The following is a 17,608-nucleotide window of genomic DNA, read 5'->3' on the forward strand; positions in this document are numbered from 1 at the left end:
TCTACATCCTGTGGGCGCTCTTCCCATCGGTATTCGCCCCCCACTCCCTCAACTGGGTAGCCTACCTCGGGGAGGACCAGACCGCCCGCATGACGCCTCAGCAGATCAGCCAGCTACCACATCCCCCGGCGTTCGGTGACCCGTTTTTCGCACCGCTCGGAACGACCGACGAGGGGGAAGGTGTTCTGACACTGTTGATTTACTCGACGAAAACTGCACTGTACATCGGGTTCGCCGCGGGATTGCTCTCCAGTCTCGTCGGCGTCCCGCTCGGTCTCATCAGCGGGTTTTACGGTGACACGTGGATCGACGAAGCCATCCAGCGCATCGTGGACGTGATGTACGGGTTGCCGTTCCTCCCGTTCCTCATCGTTCTCGTCGCCGTCAATGGCGTCAACACGACGAACATCATCATCGGCATCGCGGTCACCTCGTGGCTCAACAACTGCATCCTCATCCGCGGTGAGACATTGTCGCTCAAGGAACGGGCGTACATCGAGTCGGCGCGCGTCGCGGGGGCGAGCGACACGCGAATCGTGTTTCGGCACATCCTGCCGAACGTTATCCCACTCGCGTTCGTTTTCCTTGCCCAGGACGCGGCGGGCGCGATCCTCGCACAGGCATCGCTCGCATTCCTCGGGTACGTCTCATCCGGTACACACTCGTGGGGGATAATGCTCGAAAACGTCCAAGCGACGAGCCACATCTTCGACGCACCGTGGTGGCTCATCCCGCCGGGGCTAGCGATCACGTCCCTCGCAGCAGCGTTCTACTTCATCGGATTCTCGGTGGAGGACCTCGCCAACCCACAGGAGTAATTCATGTCACTGCTAGAAGTCAACGATCTATCGGTTCGCTACGACGCCGGGGACAAGCAGGTCCACGCTGTCGATGGCGTCAGCTTTAGCATCGAACACGGCGAGACGTACGGTCTCGTCGGTGAATCAGGATGTGGGAAAACCACGCTATCGAAGTCGCTGATGCACCTGCTCGATTCGAACGGGTACATCGAACGCGGCGAGATTTGGTTCGACGGAACCCTCCCCGAATGGGAGGACGGGAACGGAAACGTCCGACGAGAGGTAATCGAGGACGACCGATACCCGGTTCGTGAGGACGGGATGACCGACCTCGCACGACTGGATAACCAACAAATCCGTGACATTCGGTGGCGGAACATCGCGCTGATTCCACAGAGTGCGATGAACGCACTCAATCCGGTGTACAAAGTCGGCGACCAAATCGTCGAGGCCATCCTGCGGCACGAACCGGATATACCGGCGGAACAAGCACACGAACGAGCACGCGACCTCATTCAGCGGGTCGGCATCGACCCCGAGCGTGCGGACGACTACGCACACCAGTACAGTGGTGGCATGAAACAGCGTGCCGTCATCGCGATGGCGATGGCCTGCAACCCGGACATGCTCATCGCAGACGAGCCGACGACGGCGCTCGACGTCATTATCCAGGACCGAATCTTGGAGGAGTTGGAAACGCTTCAAGACGAGTTCGACGTTGCCATTCTCGTCGTCAGTCACGACGTGAGCGTCATGGCCGAAATCTGTGACCAGCTCGCGGTGATGTACGGCGGAAAGATAATGGAAAGCGGTCCGATGGAGGAGGTAATAACGGAATCCGCGAACCCGTACACGCTCGGACTGAAGAATTCGTTCCCGACGGTCGAAAAGGCGGACCAAGACCTCGTCTCCATTCCCGGGTCGCCGCCGACGTTGCTCGACCCGGCCGACGGCTGTCGGTTCGCGTCTCGGTGTCCGTTCGTCGTGGATGAATGTCGTTCGGCACATCCACCGATGTACGACGCCGAACGAGCGGAATCCGGAAAGAGAAGCGAAGCGAGTTCACCCCACGTCCATCGATCGGCGTGCTATCGGGTTGACGAACTCGAAACGATCCGTACTGAAGCACGAAAGGAGGAAAAATGGCAACAGATCACGACGCAAACGCACTAACCGAAACGGACCACGACGGAGATGCACTAGTAGAGATTCAAAACGTCTCGAAACTGTTCGGCCTTTCACAGGGTGTCATCGACCAACTGCTCGGTCGAGAGGCCCAACCCGTTCGGGCAGTGCAGAACGTCGATCTGAATATCAACAAAGGCGATATCATGGGTATCGCCGGTGAATCCGGGTGTGGGAAGACCACGCTCGGGAAACTACTGGTCAAGCTGTACGACCCGACCGAGGGACGGATCATGTTCGACGGACGGGATATGGGCGAACTGGCTCGGGAGGATCAGAAGGTGTTCCGCCAGCGTGTCCAGATGATCTTCCAGGACCCGTTCGAGAGCCTGAACCCCCGAATGACCGTGTTTCAGTCGGTCGTCGAACCGCTCAAAATCAACGATATCGGGGACGGCTATCAGGACCGGCGCGAGCGGGTCGTTCAGGTGTTGAACGACGTCGGGCTCTCGCCCGCGGAAGCCTACCTGAACGAGTTCCCGAAGGAACTGTCCGGTGGCGAGCGCCAGCGCGTCGCTATCGCGCGTGCGCTCGTCGTGAATCCCGATTTCATCGTCTGTGACGAACCTGTCTCGATGCTCGACGTTTCCATCCGGGCGGGTGTGCTGAACCTGATGAAGCAGCTACAGGAAGAGTACGGATTGACGTACGTGTTCATCAGTCACGACCTCTCGCTGATTCGATACATGTGTGACCGAACCGCGATCATGTATCTCGGTGGGATCGTCGAACAGGGACCAACCGACGAGGTGGTGAACGATCCCAAACATCCGTACACCGAAGCCCTCTTCGATGCAGTACCGGAGATCGAGCCCGAAACACAACGTCGGCGGGCGAACGTCACCGGCGAGGTTCCGAACCCCAGAAACCCACCGACTGGCTGTCGATTCCACCCCCGCTGCTCGAAGATCATCCCGCCCGAGGACTGGACGGGGAGTCAAGAAGCGTTCCGGCGTGGTTTCAGTTTCAAACATCGAGTTCAAACGGGAGACATCTCGGTCGAGGACATCGCCGAACGACACGCGGAGCAGCGAGACGCGGTAGACCGAATCCTCGAAGTCGGTCTTGTACTCGAACTGCCCGAGGAACACCAACTACCCGGTGAAGAGGCTGGAGCGGTGACTCTCAGCGCTCTCGACATGCCACGACAGGCCGAAAACGCGCTTCGGTCCTCCACGCGGGACCTCCTCGACGGCAACGAGGAAGACGCGATGGAGCAACTCGACCGGCAGTTCAACACCATCTGTGAACGGGAGGTCCCACAACTCCACGAGTCCGGAGACCAAGTCAGTGCGTGTCATCTGTACGATCCATCGACACCGAACACGGAACCCATCGCACCGGACGCTTCCGACTGATCCCGTCCCTCTTCTCGAAGCCATCCTGTTAGAAAACTTTACATCGGACACATCCATAGCAAATGTCACTGAATGTCAAATTCGAACCTCCGTTCTGCGCTTACACCAAACCAACCCCTCCTCGTCGCCGCTGTCGTCCTCGTCGCGGCCATCACTACTTGGTTCTTCGTCCCGACCTTACAGGGACACACCGCGGCGATGAACGTTCGATCGGCCAGTGTGACGACCTCGGATACCAGCGTGACCGCGGACGGATCGAAGCTCGTGACGACACTGACGATTCACAATCCGACACAGCGGGACATCGTGTTTTATGACGGTCTGATACACGTTTACGACGGAGAAACGCAGTTAACTGATGGGACGTCGACACCCTTCGACGAGACGAACGTCCCCGCGAAGGGAACGGAGACGATTCGAATCAAACTGGACATCGACCCCGGTCGGATTTCCCGGACGAGGCAAGCGGTAAAATCCGGGTCGATTTCGTTCACCGGATTTGTTCGCGGCCGAATCGGGGAGAAAAAGGTGCAGGTGTACGTACGGAACGAAGATTGAACGATGACGGAACCAAAAACTGAGACGAGCGCGAAGCCAAGGACGACCGAATGGGCGACCGATGAGGGGAACGACTCCCCACTGGTTCGGACGCTTTTGACCGTCGGCAAGGGAATACTCACCGGTATCATCGGCGGGATGGCGGCGTTCACCTACACTCAGTCGAGCCTGGTCACGTGGACAATAAACCCGCAGTATATCCTCCTGTTGGTCGCATCGACGGGGGCTTTCGCACACCTCCTCGCATACGACTTGCATGAGAGCATTCGTATCGGCATCGTAGCGTTCCTCTCCGGTGCGATCATGCTGACGCTGTCGTGGGTCGCGCCGCTCTTGTTGCTCCCATACTCCGGAACTGCACGCGACCTGTTGTTACCGAGGCTGCTCGGAAACGCTCTCCGGGATGTTCTTCTCATCTACGCAGGGGTATTCCTCGGCGCATACCTCCTGACGCTGACGGTCGATGCCTACGTGACAGTCTGAAACCGTGACAGTTTTGATCCGTCCGTCGATACCAGTACCCGTGTCAAAAGACCTACCAACGCGGGAGCGCTCGGCCCGAGAGCGCGGGACCTTCGCAAAACACGCGGACGATCCGACGGTCGCGAGCTATCTCTCGTCCCTCTTTTTCCTCCTCTCGGTTCCGGTGCTGCTCCTCGTCGCGTTCGTGGGTCATTCATACGGGCTGTACTCGTACGGAGCCATCGTTCCCGCCTTTGCAGGGCTTCTGTTCGTCGCGATCGCGCTCGTCTTCGTCATCATGCACGTCCGAACCCGCTGACCCGAACGAACTGCCAGCGGCGGGAATCAAAACGTGCTGTTCCGAATCGTCATGTAGAACATGATGATCATCGCGGAGATGAGGAGCAGGAACTCCAGCTGAGTGATCGACTTTTCCTTCGAAACCACGAAGAGGATGAGACTCGCCCCGCCGAGCACTGCGACGGCGACGAACAACAGTATCGAGATATTGGTCTCGTCACTGACCCAGTAAAACATCCGATCCCCAAGGCCGTCCATAGCGGTTCAGAACGGAACTCCTTCGTACACACACTCGACGGGGTCGAGGACGAGTTGGAGTGCAAGCGCGTAGGTCGTCAAGGCGAGTTTCGGATCGGCAACGAAGTCCGTGTTTCCGTCCCGCCATTCGGCGACGCTGGCAGCAAATCTGACGTGTGAATCGTGAATCGTCATGAGCCACTCCGATGGGAGTTCGACGGGGTCCCCCTTATGCGTCACCCGAAAGAGATATTTGAAGGTAGCGTCCCGGCGGCCGCTGATGTCCTCTCCAGCCTGTAACTCGGGCAGTTGTGGCGTGCCGAACAGTTGGATGAGACGGTACAGTGGAACCCCGATGCCCGTCGCGTCAGATCCATCGCTATCGTCGCTGACGTATGCGACGACGTTCAAATCCTCCCGCTCACGAACGTTGTCCTCGATGAGGAGCGCACCATCGTCCCGACGTGCTTCGATTTCCGACCGTGCAACGGGTTCGATGAGGATGTCCTGAAGTTCCTCGAAGTCCGGGGCGTCCGGATGGTTTCTGATATCCATTGCTCAGTATGCAAAGTAGTTGAAGCCACGCCAGCCAGCATAGCCGACGACGAAGAGGGCGACACCAGTGACGATGACGACGAGCGATTCGCCGCCCGTCATCGTGTCCGCCATCTGAGGGATGAGATTGAAATACAACGACAGACCGAACAGCAAGTAGATGTATCCGATAACGATTCCAAGGAGGGCGATAATTATCGACAGTAGCCCAATCGGACCACGCAATGGTTTAGGGACGCTAGTCTTCAACGCCATGGTTTGTGCTAATTGGGAACAATCATAAACGTTCTGCAACGAGTTCACTCGCTTTTATTCCGCTCGCGCTCTCTTTTTTCGAGGTTGTCCATACTCTCCCCCGACAGCGGCGACATTCGTTCGTCGAACTCCTCGCTTCCCTCCGGTTTCGCCGCCGCTTCCCGTCCCGAAAAATACGAGGAGATGAACAGTTCGTGGTTTTCACGGAGGGAGTAGCCAACGTAGACGAGGATAATACCCGGCAGTACCCGAAGAACGGCCGCAGGCGATGTGATTCCGTAGTTACCCACCACGATCGAACCGTGAATGGCATCGCCAACGAGGAGCGCTCCAGTGACGAGCGTCGTCGTCGAAAGCATCGACAGGAACTGGCGGGAGACCATCTTATCCGTCGCCGTGTTCGTCGACGATGACGACTTCGCCATCTTGGACGTCCACGTTGATGAGCGTCTTCACCGTGTAATCCGTGTCGTCCAGTTCGTTCGCGCCGACCTTCTTGATAACGGCACACACGTCCACCACGTCCGCGCCGATGTATTCGAGCGCTTGCGTGACGGCCTTCATCGTTCCGCCCGTCGAGAGCACGTCGTCCAACAGGAGCACGCGGTCGCCCTCGTCGACGTTGTTGATGAACATCTCGTTCTCCGAGTAGCCGGTCTGCTGGGAGAGCGAAACCTCCCCGTCGAGTCCGTACTGGCGTTTTCGGATGACCACCAGCGGGATGTCCGTCATCAGCGAGACGGCCGTCGAGATGTGGATTCCCATCGCCGCAGGGGTGACAATCTTATCGACGTTCTCCAGATCCGCCTTTCGGATGATCTTGATGACGATTTCGCGCAGCAGCGTCGGTTCGAGCATCGGAATCCCGTCGCTGATGGGGTGTACGAAGTAATGATAGCCGTCTTTCTCGATGATCGGGGCGTCCAGAAGGGACTCCTTCAACTGGTCCATGTTGGTCGTATTCCGTCCATCAGTAAAAGGTGATGGATATGGTTTCTCGCAAATCGGGGTCACGGAGCGGTATGTGGTGGGAGAACAGATTTCGAGGTACGACGGGGTGCCGGATCGTGACGCGATGGAATCGGTTCCCGTCGGTTGCGAGGTGGTCGTTGGATTCGTCACCTCCATCACTTTCACTTTCAGTCCGGATAAGGCTCATCACTTTTACACTCTCTCCCCTACGAAAATATGCGGGTTGGAAAAGCCCGCGACAAATCGATTGCCAACAACACCCCCCACCCTACTAACCCAGCAGGGTTCGATTTGTTTCCATCCTTTCGAGAGAGGACGCCTGTCCAAAAGAAGTCCATCCTTCTAACGTCAAAATACCGAAACTACATCGTAGGGTCGAGGAAATCAGTTGACCGTATAGGTGGAAACGACGCTTGGTTTGCCGCTTACAGTCGCTTTGACGACGATCTTATCGCCACTTTCACAATTAGATGCAGTGATTATTCCACCGACCTCGTCGAAATTCTTGCTTCCATCGATTTCCCCACCGACTTTACAATCCTGTGACGTAACGGACACGTTTTCGGCGCTTTGGACGTTTCCGAGTTGGGTCAGTTGAACGTCAACCTTGTTACTACTAACTTGGTCGAACGATACGCCCACTTGTGCATTTTTGTCCACGTTGTTCCCCAGACCCATCACGAACGTTCCGATCACGGCCGCCAAGATGACCGTAATGGCAACCATTAGTATCACGCCGATTACGGGACTCACGCCTCTGCTGTCAGACAGCTTCGAATTGAATTTTTCCTTGAGTGTCATATATCGATTTCTCCTTCGACGCGCTGCCGCACCACCAGAACGCTCCTTTGTCGATAAAAATTCTGATATTTACGATTAGATACCTGAAACGGGATATATCGAACCTGGCTCGGATTTGCTTTCTCCGGATGGTATGAGCGCTATAACAGGATTTGCTACTACTACCTAATAAAGATATGGATGTATATCTTCAATCATCAATATATGATAGTTCTCAAAATCGTGAGTGTATTTTAGAACTCAAATTTTGAAACGAACATCCCTTCGAATCGTCTCGAACGTTCGACACCTAAACTCACCCCACTTGTCTCCGTGGGTGAAAGAAGAACGCGGAGCCCCGTGATGTCACGAAACTAATCTGATCGGGTGTCGTGTCCGAACAAATCACGGCCGGTTTGAGAACTGTTAAGGTACGTCCATCGCCACTTTCGAGCGTGCAATCGCCCTCGAATTCGGCAGGCCTCGTCGTGCTTGTGTTGGTGATGCTCCCCTTCGCGGCGGCGGCCGTGACGCCGCTCGTCTACCGCGTTCTCCGCGACCGAACCGCCTACTACGCGGCGGCGGTGGCGCTTGCGTGCTTCGGGATGGTCGCCAGCCTGCTCGGCACGAACGCCTCCGTTTCCTTCCCGTGGATTCCCTCGCTCGGAGTCTCGCTCCGCTTCTACGTGGACGGACTCTCGCTTCTCATCGGGTTCCTCGCCAGCGGCGTCGGCGTCCTCATCCTGACGTATTCTGGACGATACATGGACGGCGAACCGGGGAAGGCGAAGTATTACACCACACTGCTGGCGTTCATGGGGTCGATGCTCGGCGTGGCGTTCGCCGCCGACCTCATCTCCCTGTTCGTCTTCTGGGAACTGACGAGTCTCACGTCGTTCGTCCTCATCGGCCACTACTCCGACCGACCGTCGGCACAGTACGGCGCGCGGAAGTCGATGCTCATCACGGTCGCCGGTGGGCTGTTCATGCTGATCGGGTTCCTCCTCATCCACAACGTAACCGGGACGTACGCGATGTTCGGACCCGACGGAATCCTCACGCCTGTAAACGTCGCCAACGCGAGCGAACAACTCCACTCGAACGGGTTGTTCGTTCCCGCACTCGTGCTCATCGCGGTCGGTGCGGCGGCGAAATCCGCGCAGGTACCCCTCCACATCTGGCTGCCGAACGCGATGGAAGCGCCGACGCCGGTGTCGGCGTTCCTCCACTCCGCGACGATGGTCAAGGCCGGTGTCTACCTCGTCGGGCGATTCCGTCCGCTGTTCCTCCCGGAGGAGGTTCACGCGATTCCGGACTGGATGCTGCTCTTTGCGATTCTGGGGTTGGTGACGATGACCGTCACGGCCATCCTCGCCGTCGCCGCGACCGACATCAAGGAACTGTTGGCCTACTCGACGGCGAGCCATCTCGGACTCATCATCGCCGGATTCGGTTTCGCCTCCGAGTTCGGGGCCGAAACCGGCGCGTTCCACATCCTCAACCACGCGATGTTCAAGGCAGCGCTGTTCCTCGTCGCGGGTATTATCGCACACGAAGCGGGGACCAGAACGATCGACCATCTCGGCGGTCTGTGGCGTGACCTTCCGATCACGGCGGCCGTCACGGTCATTGCCGCCCTCGGAATGGCTGGCGTCCCGCCGTTCAACGGGTTCTACTCGAAGGAACTGCTGTTCGAATCGGCCTACCACGCGGCTCACGTTCACGGCGGCCTCGCGTGGTTGTTCCCCGTCGTCGCCGTCTTCGGGAGCATCTTCACGTTTCTGTACTCCGTTCGGTTCATGATGCTCTTCTTCGGCGAGAAACCGACTGGGCTGGGCCACGTCCATCGTCCGCCGCTCGCCATGCTGGTGCCGCCCGTCATCCTCGGTATCATCGCGGCGCTCATCGGCCTCGGTGGCGTGACCGACACGTTCGGTATCGCACCGACTGCGCTCGATCACTTCGTCGGGACGGTCGTGGAAAGCGTGCTTCCGCCGGGGCCGGGCGGACACGTCGAAGCGGTTCATTTCAGCTACCACCTTCCGACCGCCGTCACGCCGGCCGCCGTGATGAGCGCGGTCACCATCGGTCTCGGCCTCGTCACGTACCCGTACTACGACGACCTCCACGAGGGGGTGAATCGCCTGCTCGCCATCGACCCGCTCCGCGTGAACTGGTGGTACGACAACGCGGTGGACGGACTGAGCGATCCGCGGGTGGCGACGACGCTCCACACTCGAAGTGCGCCGCTCCGAACCTACGCCGTCTGGCTCTTCGCGACCATCGCCGTTCTGACGCTCGGCGCGTACGCCGCGGCATCGTCGTCGATTCCGGCGATTTCCGGGGCCGTGGTGACGCTTCCGACAATCTTCGTTTTGTTCGTGGCCGTGGTCGCGGCGGTGGCGGTCACCGTCGCCGACTCGCACATCGCGGGAGTGCTTACGCTTTCGGTGATGGGATTCATGGTCGCGATATTCTTCATCCTCGGACGCGCGCCTGACCTGGCGCTGACGCAACTGATCGCCGAGACGCTCATCCTCGTCATCTTCCTGCTCGTGCTGGAAAAGCTCCCAGCGTATTACGGGAGGATCGGCCGCTGGACGGCAACGCGAGACGCCATCGTGTCCGCAGCCGTGGGGTTCACCGTCTTCCTGACGGTTCTGTTCACGACCGCGGCGAATCCGAAGGAGGGAATCGCTTCCTTCTTCGTCGAACGCGCGGGCGTCCCGAAATCACACGGTTCGTTCCTCTTCGATTACGGCGGTGGTTCGAACATCGTCAACGTCATCCTCGTCGACTTCCGTGCCTTCGACACGATGGGTGAGATCAGCGTCATCGCGATGGCCGCACTTGCAGTCCTCACGCTTATCGCCATGCGAGGACGGGGTGAGATGCAATGAGCGACGAAGCCGACACGACGGTCATCACCCGGACCGTGACGCGGACCGTCGTTCCGCTCATCCTCGTGACGGCCATCGCCTTCCTCCTCCAAGGTCACAACCTCCCCGGAGGGGGATTCATCGCGGGAGTCATGACCGCCACGGCGGTCGCACTCATCTACATCGTCTTCGGACAGGCCTTCCTCGAAACGGACATCATCGCGGGGTCGGCCGTCGGGCGGGACGGGACGCGCGAAGTGGGGACCCGACAGGTGTCGGCGTTCCTCACCGTCTTCGCGCTCGGCCTCGCGATAGCCGCGGGGAGCGGACTCGTTCCCATCCTGTTCGAGGCACCGTTTTTGACCCAAGCGGTGGTGTTCATCGAGCATCTCCCGATCGTTCACGACATCGAATTAACCAGCGCCTTCGCGTTCGATTTCGGCGTCTATCTCGTCGTCGTCGGGGCGCTCCTGACCGTACTCGCGGTGGTGGGGGCCGAATGATGGCTTCGGAACTCCTCGTGGCCGCCGAACCCCAACGACCGCAGTTCTTCGTCGCGCTCGTCTTGGGCACCCTGTTCGCCGTCGGGACGTTCCTGATCCTTCGGCGTGACGTCGTTCGAGTCGTCTGGGGGCTCACCGTCTTCAGCCAGGCGACGAACGTCTATCTCATCTCTATGGGTGGGTTCTCCGGTCGCGCACCCATCCTCGAAGGTCACGGCGGGGGGTCCGGCGTGACCGACCCGCTCGTTCAGGCGCTCGTCCTGACCGCCATCGTCATCAGCTTCGCCACGACGACGCTGGCGCTCGTGCTAACCTACCGCGCCTACCAGGAGAACGGAACGATCGATACCACGATGCTAGGAGGAAACAATGACTGATACGATCATCGTAGCGCCGCTTTTGATACCGCTCTTCACGGCCATCGCCACGCTGTTGGCTCGCCGACGCCTCCGTCTGCAACAGGGAGTAAGCCTCCTCGGAAGCGTCGCCTACCTCGTCGCCATCGCAGTACTGTTCGCCCGCGTCGTCCTTCCGGTCGGTTTGACGCCGCGCGTCCTCGTCTACCAGGTATCGAACTGGCCCGCGCCGTTCGGTATCTCGCTCGTCGCCGACGCGCTGTCGGTGTTCATGCTCGTCATCGCCGCGGTCGTCACGCTCGCCGCGCTCGTCTTCGCCGTCGTCTCCATCCAGCCCTACGGCCAGCGTCTCTCGTTTCACTCGCTCTATCACTTCCTCGTCCTGGGCGTCACGGGGTCGTTCCTGACGGGTGACGTGTTCAACCTGTTCGTCTGGTTCGAGGTCATGCTCATGGCGAGCTACGTCTTCGTGCTGTTCTACAGCGGACCCGAGCACACGCGGGCGGCCCTCTCCTACATCGTCCTCAATCTCGTCGGGAGCGCGGTCATGCTTCTCGGCATCGGCGGCCTGTACGCCACGACCGGGACGCTCAACATGGCCGACCTCGCCCGGCGTCTGTCCGATCCTGCCACGTACGGCATCGATGTCGCTCCCGTACTGGGACTCGCCGCCCTGTTGTTCGTCGTGTTTGCACTCAAGGCGGGGTTGGTGCCGCTTCACTTCTGGGTCCCCGACGCGTACGCCGTCGCACCGACGCCCATCACCGCCGTACTCGCTGGCGTCGTGAAGAAGGTCGGCATTTACGCGATCATCCGACTCTACTTCACCGTCTTTTCGACCGCATCGCTTCCGGTCTTCGAGTCCGTCCTCCACGGGACGTCGATGCTCTCGTTCTTCGCCCCCGTCCTGTTCGTCACCGGAGCCGCGAGCATCATCTACGGCGGCCTCGCGGCGGTCGGCAGCGACGACCTCGACCGGTTGCTGGCCTACTCCTCCATCGGGCAGGTCGGTTTCATCGTCATGCCACTCGCGGTGGCGGCCGCAGTTTCCGATCCCGAGTTGCGAGTGCTCGGCGTCGTCGCGGCGCTCGTTTACTCCGGGGCCCACGCGCTGGCGAAGAGCCTGCTCTTCCTCACCAGCGGCGTCGTCTCGGCGTCGTTCGGAACCTCGTCGCTCGACCAGCTCGGCGGGGTGGCGTCGTGGCGGCCGTCCCTCGCGGGCGGCGCGTTCGTCGGGATGCTCGCCCTCGTCGGCATCCCTCCCCTTCTCGGGTTCTTCGGGAAGCTATTCGTGTTCAACGTGGCCGTGCGGGTTCTCACGACGAATCCGGTCGGCGGTCAACTCGTGCTCGCCGTCACGATCGTCGGCGCGGTCCTCACTATCGCGTACACCACTCGGCTATGGAACGCCGTCTTCTGGGGCACCCAGACGCGTTCGACGACCGGTGTCATCTCCCGACGGCCTCTCACGATTCAGCTAACCGTCGTCGTGAGTCTCGCGGCACTGGTGGTCGCGTTCGGCCTCGGCTTCCAACTGGTATCCGTCGCCGCCCACGCGGCCGCTCAGGCGGCCACCGATACGGGAGCCTACATTAACGGCGTGGGATTGACGGAGGTGGGTCGATGAGGCGTCGGTGGATGTTGCAAGGGGTCGCGCTCGCCGTCCTGTGGATGTTGGTTCGCGGTGCGACGCTCACGGTTTCGGGATTCGTGACGGAGTTCGTGCTCGGACTCGGGGTCGGTCTCGTCATCTCCTACTCGCTCCGTCGATTTTACGCTCCCAGAAGCCCGCTCGTCTGGCGTCCTCGAACCCTTCGATACGTCCTCGGCTACGTGTGGACGTTCGTCAAACAACTGGTCGTCTCCAACCTCGATGTCGCACGACTCACCCTCTCGCCGTCGATGCCCATCGAACCGACGGTCGTGGAGGTGCCGCTCAGGGTTCGCAGCGACGTCGCCATCACGACCATCGCCAACAGCATCACGCTCACGCCCGGCACGCTCACCATCGACTACGACGAGAAGGACCACTCCCTCTCCGTCCACAGTATCGACGGAGACAGGGAGTCGCTCGTCGAATCCGTCCGAACGTGGGAGGACTACGCGTTCGTCATCTTCGGCGAGACGCCGACACCGATACCGTCCAGGAACGAGTGGGCAGGAGGGCAGGACGATGACTGAACCGACGATGATCGCACAGGCCTACGACGCCGTGCTCACCATCGCGCTCATCCTCACGAGCGTGCTCACGCTCGCCTGTAGCTACCGGGTCATCCGCGGACCGACCGCCCCCGACCGCGTCGTCGGATTGGAGACCGTGGCCACGAACGTCGTCGCCATCGCGGTGCTCGTCGCCCTCCTGGCCGACCGTGGGTTCTACGTGCTGATCGCGCTCGAACTGGCCATCGTCGGCTTCGTCAGCACGATTGCCGTCGCCAAGTTCGTCATCGGGGGTGACGTCATCCGATGACTTCGCTCGCATTCGCCCTACGGCTGGTGGAAATCGTGCTCGTCACCATCGGCTGTTTCTTCCTCACGGTCGGGACCATCGGACTCATCCGACTCCCCGACGTGTACAATCGGCTGCACGCCACGACGAAGTCGACGACGCTCGGCGCGGCGTCCATCTTCCTGGCCGGTGCCGTCCACTTCGGTCCGTTCGGACCGGACATCCCCTCGCTCGTCGGCATCGTCTTCCTGTTCATCACGGCACCGACCGGCGCGCACATGATTTCGCGGTCGGCCCGGAAGATGGACGTGCCGTTCTTCGACGTCGAGGACGGTAAAAACGGGAAGGGCGAGAGAGAACGATGAGGGTGAGAAAGAGAGAGCGAGAAACACGGAGAAGCAAGAACGAACAGTGAGAAAAACGAAAACGCCTACGCGAAGTTCGGGAGAACGAAGAACCGCACCGTGAGATCGAGAATCCCGGTGAAGACGGTCACGAGCATGATGACCGTTCCGTACCGTAGCCAGTAGCGGAACGTGATCGGGTCGCCGTGACGCTCGCTGATTTTGACGGCCACGACGGTCGCGGAGGAACCGATGTAGGTTGCGTTACCACCGAATCCGGCACCCATCGCGAGCGCCCACCAGAGTTCGTTGCCGTGGAGACCGAGTTGCGAGTTCATCGAGTTGATGACCGGAATCATGGCCGCCGTGAACGGGATGTTGTCGACGATACCCGAACCGACGGCCGAGAGGAGCAGCACGACGATGGAGGCCGAGTAGTGGCTCGTGCTCAGGCTCGCGATTGCCTTTGCGACCGCCGTGAGGACGCCGGTTTTGGCGATCCCGTCGACGACGACGAACAGTCCCGCGAAGAACAGGAGCGTCGTCCACTCGACGCGGGAAACCATCTCTTCCATGTCCTGATTGGCGATGAGTAAGAGCAACGAAGCGCCAGCCAGCGCCACTGTCGCCGGTTCGAGACCCGTGATTCCCTGCAGGGCGAATCCGACGGTTACGAGGACCAGAACACCGAGGCTCCGGTAGAGGAGTCCCCAGTTTTTGACCTGCTCACGCGGTTCGTGGTCGAGGATGCTGTTTTCGGTGGTACGTTGCTGGATGGTCTCGTTCGCCTCCTCGATCTTATCCGAGAGGTAGTAGCGGAAGGCGATGAGCGTGAGCACCATGCTCAAGAGGACGACGGGCAGCAGATTGTAGAGGAAATTGACGTAGGTGAGCCCTGCTGCGCTCCCGATAATGATGTTCGGCGGGTCGCCGACGAGGGTTCCGACACCGCCGATGTTGGCGAACGTCGCCTCCATGAGCAACACCGGTTTGGCGTCCACGCCGAGGTCGTCACAGATTCGCAGCGACACCGGCGCGACGAGGAGCACCGTGGTGACGTTGTCGATGGTCATCGACCCGATGGCGGTGAGGACGCTGAAGAGCACGATCATGTAGTAGTAGTTCCCCCGAGAGACCTTCGCGGCGTACACCGCAAGTGCCTCGAACAGACCGGTCTCTTCGAGAATTCCGACGATAAGCATCATCCCGAGCAGGAGACCGATGGTGTTCCAGTCGATGGCGGTGATGACCTCCTCCTGCGAGAAGTAGTCGAAGATGATACCCAACAGCACCATCGCGGCGGCACCCGCCATCGCGACGGTGGAGCGGTCGATACGTTCGCTGATAATGAGCGCGTACGTGAGTATGAAGACGGTTACTGCCGCGATAAGACCGTAATCCATCAACGGTCACCTCTATCGGCGACCACATCTACTTCGCTTCCAACAGACGGTGCCGACGTGTTCGAACAATAACGGGATACACGTCGGCCCCGGTATGCACTATCCATCATGCTGTGTTTGATTCGGTTTTCGTCCCCTAAATGTACCGATTTTAGTCACTGGAGCGCGATACGAACCCGTTTTCGGGAACAATCGTTACGATTCGTTGCTTCGAGCGTCGTCCCACAGGTGTCCTTTTTCTGAGAAAATGAGCGGTTCCGATGCGATCTTCCGGTCGGTCAAACGCGTCAGTCGTCGTCGGAGTCGGCCGGATCCTCGATGTGGATCACCAGGACGGGTACGGTGGCCGACCGGACGACGTGTTCGGTCACGCTGCCAGAGATGACGCGACCGATTCCGGTACGCCCGTGGGTACCCATGACGATGAGGTCGATGTCGTGTTCGTCAGCGTACTTGACTATCTGCTCCGCCGACGAACCGGAGATGACGGTTCCCTCGGCCTCGACTCCCTCGTCCTCGGCCTGCTTGACGACCCGATCGACGATGTCCTCCCCCATCTCCTTGAACTCGTCGTCGACGCTGATCGAACTGACCGACGACGGGAGCGTGTCCGCGTCCACGGTGTGGAGGACGTGGAGCTTCCCGCCGTCCTGTTTGGCCTGGTGGATCGCGTGTTCGACCGCTTTCTCGGAGACGTCGCTTCCGTCCGTCGGAACCAACACGTTGTCGTACATACTGGAAGAATAAACCGGCTGGTTGAAGGAAGTATCGGTGAACGAGACTCAACGTCGGTCAAGTCGGGGAGGCTCGTCGGCACGACGGACGAGCGCTCGAAACAACTTAAACCGCCTTCAGCGGATCAGTTTCGAAGTCGGACCGCACCCCTCCGGAAGACGAGATGGTTGGGGATGATAAACTCCTCGCCGTCGTTTTCGATGTGAGTGACGAACAGATCTACCTCCTGGACGATGCCCTGATTTCCGGCGACACGGATCTCGTCGCCGATACCGTAGGGCTGGTTGAGCAGGAGATAGATTCCCGCCGCGGAGGAGCGGAGGAGATCCCAGAACGCCACCGCGCCGAAGACGATGGCGGCGACGACGTACGCGCCGAAGAGGACGAGCAAGGTCATCACCGCGATACCGATCTGGCTCAGCGCGATGAGCGAGGCGATGTAGACGATGCTGTACTTGACGATTCGGGGGATGACGTTGACTTCGGGGAGTTTGACGCTCCGAAGTCGCTCGCTGACGAGCAGTTCGGCCTTGTCCGCAACGATGAACCCGATGATGAACACGAGTGCCGCGACGAACAACTGCGGTGTGAAGAGGATTATCTGCCAGAAAAGTTGCGTGCTCAGCGGTAGTTCGGCCGTGTTGAGCGCGAGAAGGATCGTGACGCCGTAGATGAACCACGACGTGAGACGGGCGATGAGCGAGACTGTCGTGGTGCCGAGACTTCGGGCGGTGCGCTCGAACGGCGTCCCCTCCACGACTTCGTGGAGCCCTGCGGCACGGAGGATACGCATGTTCAATCGACCGAGCAGATACCCGGCGATGCCACCGACGATGAGGATGAGGATGGCGAGGACGATTCGATACTCCTGTTGGAGGAGTACCTGCCATTCCGCGGCCATCTAATAAGCCTCCGGGTCGAGTTCCAGAATTATCTCACCGCCCTTGAACGCCCGAACGAGCCCATCACTCTCCGAGAGGACGATGGCCGTCGCGTTCGTATCGCGCGTGATCGCACCCCCCGCCATGTGGCGTGCTCCGAGTCCTTTCGGGATGTCCACGCCCTCCGCCGACGGTTCGAGGTAGCGGTACGCCGAGACGATCTTCCCCGAATCGGAGATGACGAACGCGCCGTCGAGTCGGGAGAACTCCTTCAGCATGACGTTCACGATGGGGTCCCCGACGTGGACGTGGCTCTTCTCGAACGGGTTGTACGACAGCGGGCGGGACTTGTTCATCACTTTGCCCGCGTCGCCGACGACGAACAACGCCCCGACGGGTTTGCCTTTCTGTCCCTTCTTCCCGAGTTCGATGACGACTTCGAACACGTCGCGGATGACGTTGGGGTCGGCCCGAGAGTTGGCGAACAGGTCGTAAATCCCCGAGTGAACGTCCTCGTCCGCCCTGGTTTGGGTGACGGTGTCGAGTCCGTCGCCGAACATGCTCGCCACGCACGTCAACTCGTCCCCGTCCTCCAC

At 59.9% G+C, this 17,608-nt stretch carries 23 protein-coding genes; 13 read left to right on the forward strand and 10 right to left on the reverse strand.

Annotated features, from left to right (window positions below; translation table 11 throughout):
* The 6 genes from WBV42_RS08735 to WBV42_RS08760 all read left to right on the forward strand — a co-directional run.
* Window positions 1–818: ABC transporter permease (locus tag WBV42_RS08735; protein WP_423985684.1), on the forward strand; the 818-nt coding region annotated here is incomplete at its 5' end.
* 3 nt (window positions 819–821) lie between these two features.
* Window positions 822–1,973, forward strand: coding sequence for an ABC transporter ATP-binding protein (locus WBV42_RS08740; protein WP_423985685.1), 1,152 nt, complete (start codon window positions 822–824; stop codon window positions 1,971–1,973).
* A complete protein-coding gene (locus tag WBV42_RS08745; RefSeq protein ID WP_423985686.1) occupies window positions 1,943–3,343 on the forward strand; it encodes an ABC transporter ATP-binding protein in 1,401 nt (466 codons plus the stop codon). Before WBV42_RS08740 ends, WBV42_RS08745 begins: the two co-directional genes overlap by 31 nt.
* Before the next feature lie 72 nt (window positions 3,344–3,415).
* On the forward strand, window positions 3,416–3,901 hold the full coding sequence (locus tag WBV42_RS08750; protein ID WP_423985687.1) for a hypothetical protein: 486 nt from the start codon (window positions 3,416–3,418) through the stop codon (window positions 3,899–3,901).
* A 3-nt stretch (window positions 3,902–3,904) separates the two neighbouring features.
* The gene (locus WBV42_RS08755; RefSeq protein ID WP_423985688.1) at window positions 3,905–4,384 is read left to right on the forward strand and encodes a hypothetical protein; all 480 of its coding nucleotides are present in this window, start codon (window positions 3,905–3,907) and stop codon (window positions 4,382–4,384) included.
* Window positions 4,385–4,424: 40 nt separating this feature from the next.
* Window positions 4,425–4,682, forward strand: a complete 258-nt coding sequence (locus WBV42_RS08760) for a hypothetical protein (protein WP_423985689.1) — start codon at window positions 4,425–4,427, stop codon at window positions 4,680–4,682.
* Between the two features lie 26 nt (window positions 4,683–4,708).
* Here WBV42_RS08760 and WBV42_RS08765 read toward each other — a convergent pair whose 3' ends face one another.
* From WBV42_RS08765 to WBV42_RS08790, 6 genes are all read right to left on the reverse strand, one after another.
* Window positions 4,709–4,921 (reverse strand): hypothetical protein, encoded by a 213-nt coding sequence (locus WBV42_RS08765; protein WP_423985690.1) that lies wholly within the window; start codon window positions 4,919–4,921, stop codon window positions 4,709–4,711.
* Between the two features lie 6 nt (window positions 4,922–4,927).
* Window positions 4,928–5,455, reverse strand: coding sequence for a hypothetical protein (locus WBV42_RS08770; protein ID WP_423985691.1), 528 nt, complete (start codon window positions 5,453–5,455; stop codon window positions 4,928–4,930).
* 3 nt (window positions 5,456–5,458) lie between these two features.
* The gene (locus tag WBV42_RS08775; protein WP_423985692.1) at window positions 5,459–5,710 is read right to left on the reverse strand and encodes a hypothetical protein; all 252 of its coding nucleotides are present in this window, start codon (window positions 5,708–5,710) and stop codon (window positions 5,459–5,461) included.
* A 44-nt stretch (window positions 5,711–5,754) separates the two neighbouring features.
* A complete protein-coding gene (locus WBV42_RS08780) occupies window positions 5,755–6,135 on the reverse strand; it encodes a hypothetical protein (protein ID WP_423985693.1) in 381 nt (126 codons plus the stop codon).
* Window positions 6,095–6,661: a hypoxanthine/guanine phosphoribosyltransferase gene (hpt, locus tag WBV42_RS08785; RefSeq protein WP_066147938.1), complete on the reverse strand. Its 567-nt coding sequence runs from the start codon at window positions 6,659–6,661 to the stop codon at window positions 6,095–6,097. Before hpt ends, WBV42_RS08780 begins: the two co-directional genes overlap by 41 nt.
* 405 nt (window positions 6,662–7,066) lie before the next feature.
* Window positions 7,067–7,483 carry a type IV pilin gene (locus WBV42_RS08790; RefSeq protein WP_423985694.1) on the reverse strand — a complete coding sequence of 139 codons (417 nt, stop codon included), beginning with the start codon at window positions 7,481–7,483 and terminating at the stop codon, window positions 7,067–7,069.
* 482 nt (window positions 7,484–7,965) lie between these two features.
* Between WBV42_RS08790 and mbhE the strand changes: the two genes are divergently transcribed.
* The 7 genes from mbhE to mnhG are packed head-to-tail and all read left to right on the forward strand — an operon-like array spanning window position 7,966 to window position 14,014.
* A complete protein-coding gene (gene mbhE, locus WBV42_RS08795; protein ID WP_423985704.1) occupies window positions 7,966–10,362 on the forward strand; it encodes a hydrogen gas-evolving membrane-bound hydrogenase subunit E in 2,397 nt (798 codons plus the stop codon).
* Entirely contained in the window at window positions 10,359–10,844 is a 486-nt protein-coding gene (locus tag WBV42_RS08800; protein ID WP_423985695.1) for an MnhB domain-containing protein, read from the forward strand. The genes mbhE and WBV42_RS08800 overlap by 4 nt, the downstream gene beginning before the upstream one ends.
* Window positions 10,844–11,221 carry a sodium:proton antiporter gene (locus WBV42_RS08805; protein WP_423985696.1) on the forward strand — a complete coding sequence of 126 codons (378 nt, stop codon included), beginning with the start codon at window positions 10,844–10,846 and terminating at the stop codon, window positions 11,219–11,221. The genes WBV42_RS08800 and WBV42_RS08805 overlap by 1 nt, the downstream gene beginning before the upstream one ends.
* Window positions 11,214–12,827 carry a complex I subunit 5 family protein gene (locus WBV42_RS08810; RefSeq protein WP_423985697.1) on the forward strand — a complete coding sequence of 538 codons (1,614 nt, stop codon included), beginning with the start codon at window positions 11,214–11,216 and terminating at the stop codon, window positions 12,825–12,827. The genes WBV42_RS08805 and WBV42_RS08810 overlap by 8 nt, the downstream gene beginning before the upstream one ends.
* Window positions 12,824–13,381, forward strand: a complete 558-nt coding sequence (locus WBV42_RS08815) for a Na+/H+ antiporter subunit E (protein ID WP_423985698.1) — start codon at window positions 12,824–12,826, stop codon at window positions 13,379–13,381. The genes WBV42_RS08810 and WBV42_RS08815 overlap by 4 nt, the downstream gene beginning before the upstream one ends.
* Window positions 13,374–13,670, forward strand: a complete 297-nt coding sequence (locus tag WBV42_RS08820) for a monovalent cation/H+ antiporter complex subunit F (RefSeq protein ID WP_066147959.1) — start codon at window positions 13,374–13,376, stop codon at window positions 13,668–13,670. The genes WBV42_RS08815 and WBV42_RS08820 overlap by 8 nt, the downstream gene beginning before the upstream one ends.
* Window positions 13,667–14,014, forward strand: a complete 348-nt coding sequence (gene mnhG, locus WBV42_RS08825) for a monovalent cation/H(+) antiporter subunit G (protein WP_423985699.1) — start codon at window positions 13,667–13,669, stop codon at window positions 14,012–14,014. Before WBV42_RS08820 ends, mnhG begins: the two co-directional genes overlap by 4 nt.
* 65 nt (window positions 14,015–14,079) lie before the next feature.
* Here mnhG and WBV42_RS08830 read toward each other — a convergent pair whose 3' ends face one another.
* The 4 genes from WBV42_RS08830 to dacZ all read right to left on the reverse strand — a co-directional run.
* Window positions 14,080–15,396 (reverse strand): ArsB/NhaD family transporter, encoded by a 1,317-nt coding sequence (locus WBV42_RS08830; RefSeq protein ID WP_423985700.1) that lies wholly within the window; start codon window positions 15,394–15,396, stop codon window positions 14,080–14,082.
* 287 nt (window positions 15,397–15,683) lie between these two features.
* Window positions 15,684–16,130 (reverse strand): universal stress protein, encoded by a 447-nt coding sequence (locus WBV42_RS08835; protein WP_423985701.1) that lies wholly within the window; start codon window positions 16,128–16,130, stop codon window positions 15,684–15,686.
* Between the two features lie 125 nt (window positions 16,131–16,255).
* Window positions 16,256–17,032, reverse strand: a complete 777-nt coding sequence (locus WBV42_RS08840; RefSeq protein WP_423985702.1) for a mechanosensitive ion channel family protein — start codon at window positions 17,030–17,032, stop codon at window positions 16,256–16,258.
* A partial coding sequence (gene dacZ, locus WBV42_RS08845; protein WP_423985703.1) for a diadenylate cyclase occupies window positions 17,033–17,608 on the reverse strand: 576 nt, incomplete at its 5' end. It abuts the gene before it with no gap.

Source organism: Haladaptatus sp. (assembly GCF_049589095.1).
Classification (GTDB): Archaea; Halobacteriota; Halobacteria; order Halobacteriales; family Haladaptataceae; genus Haladaptatus.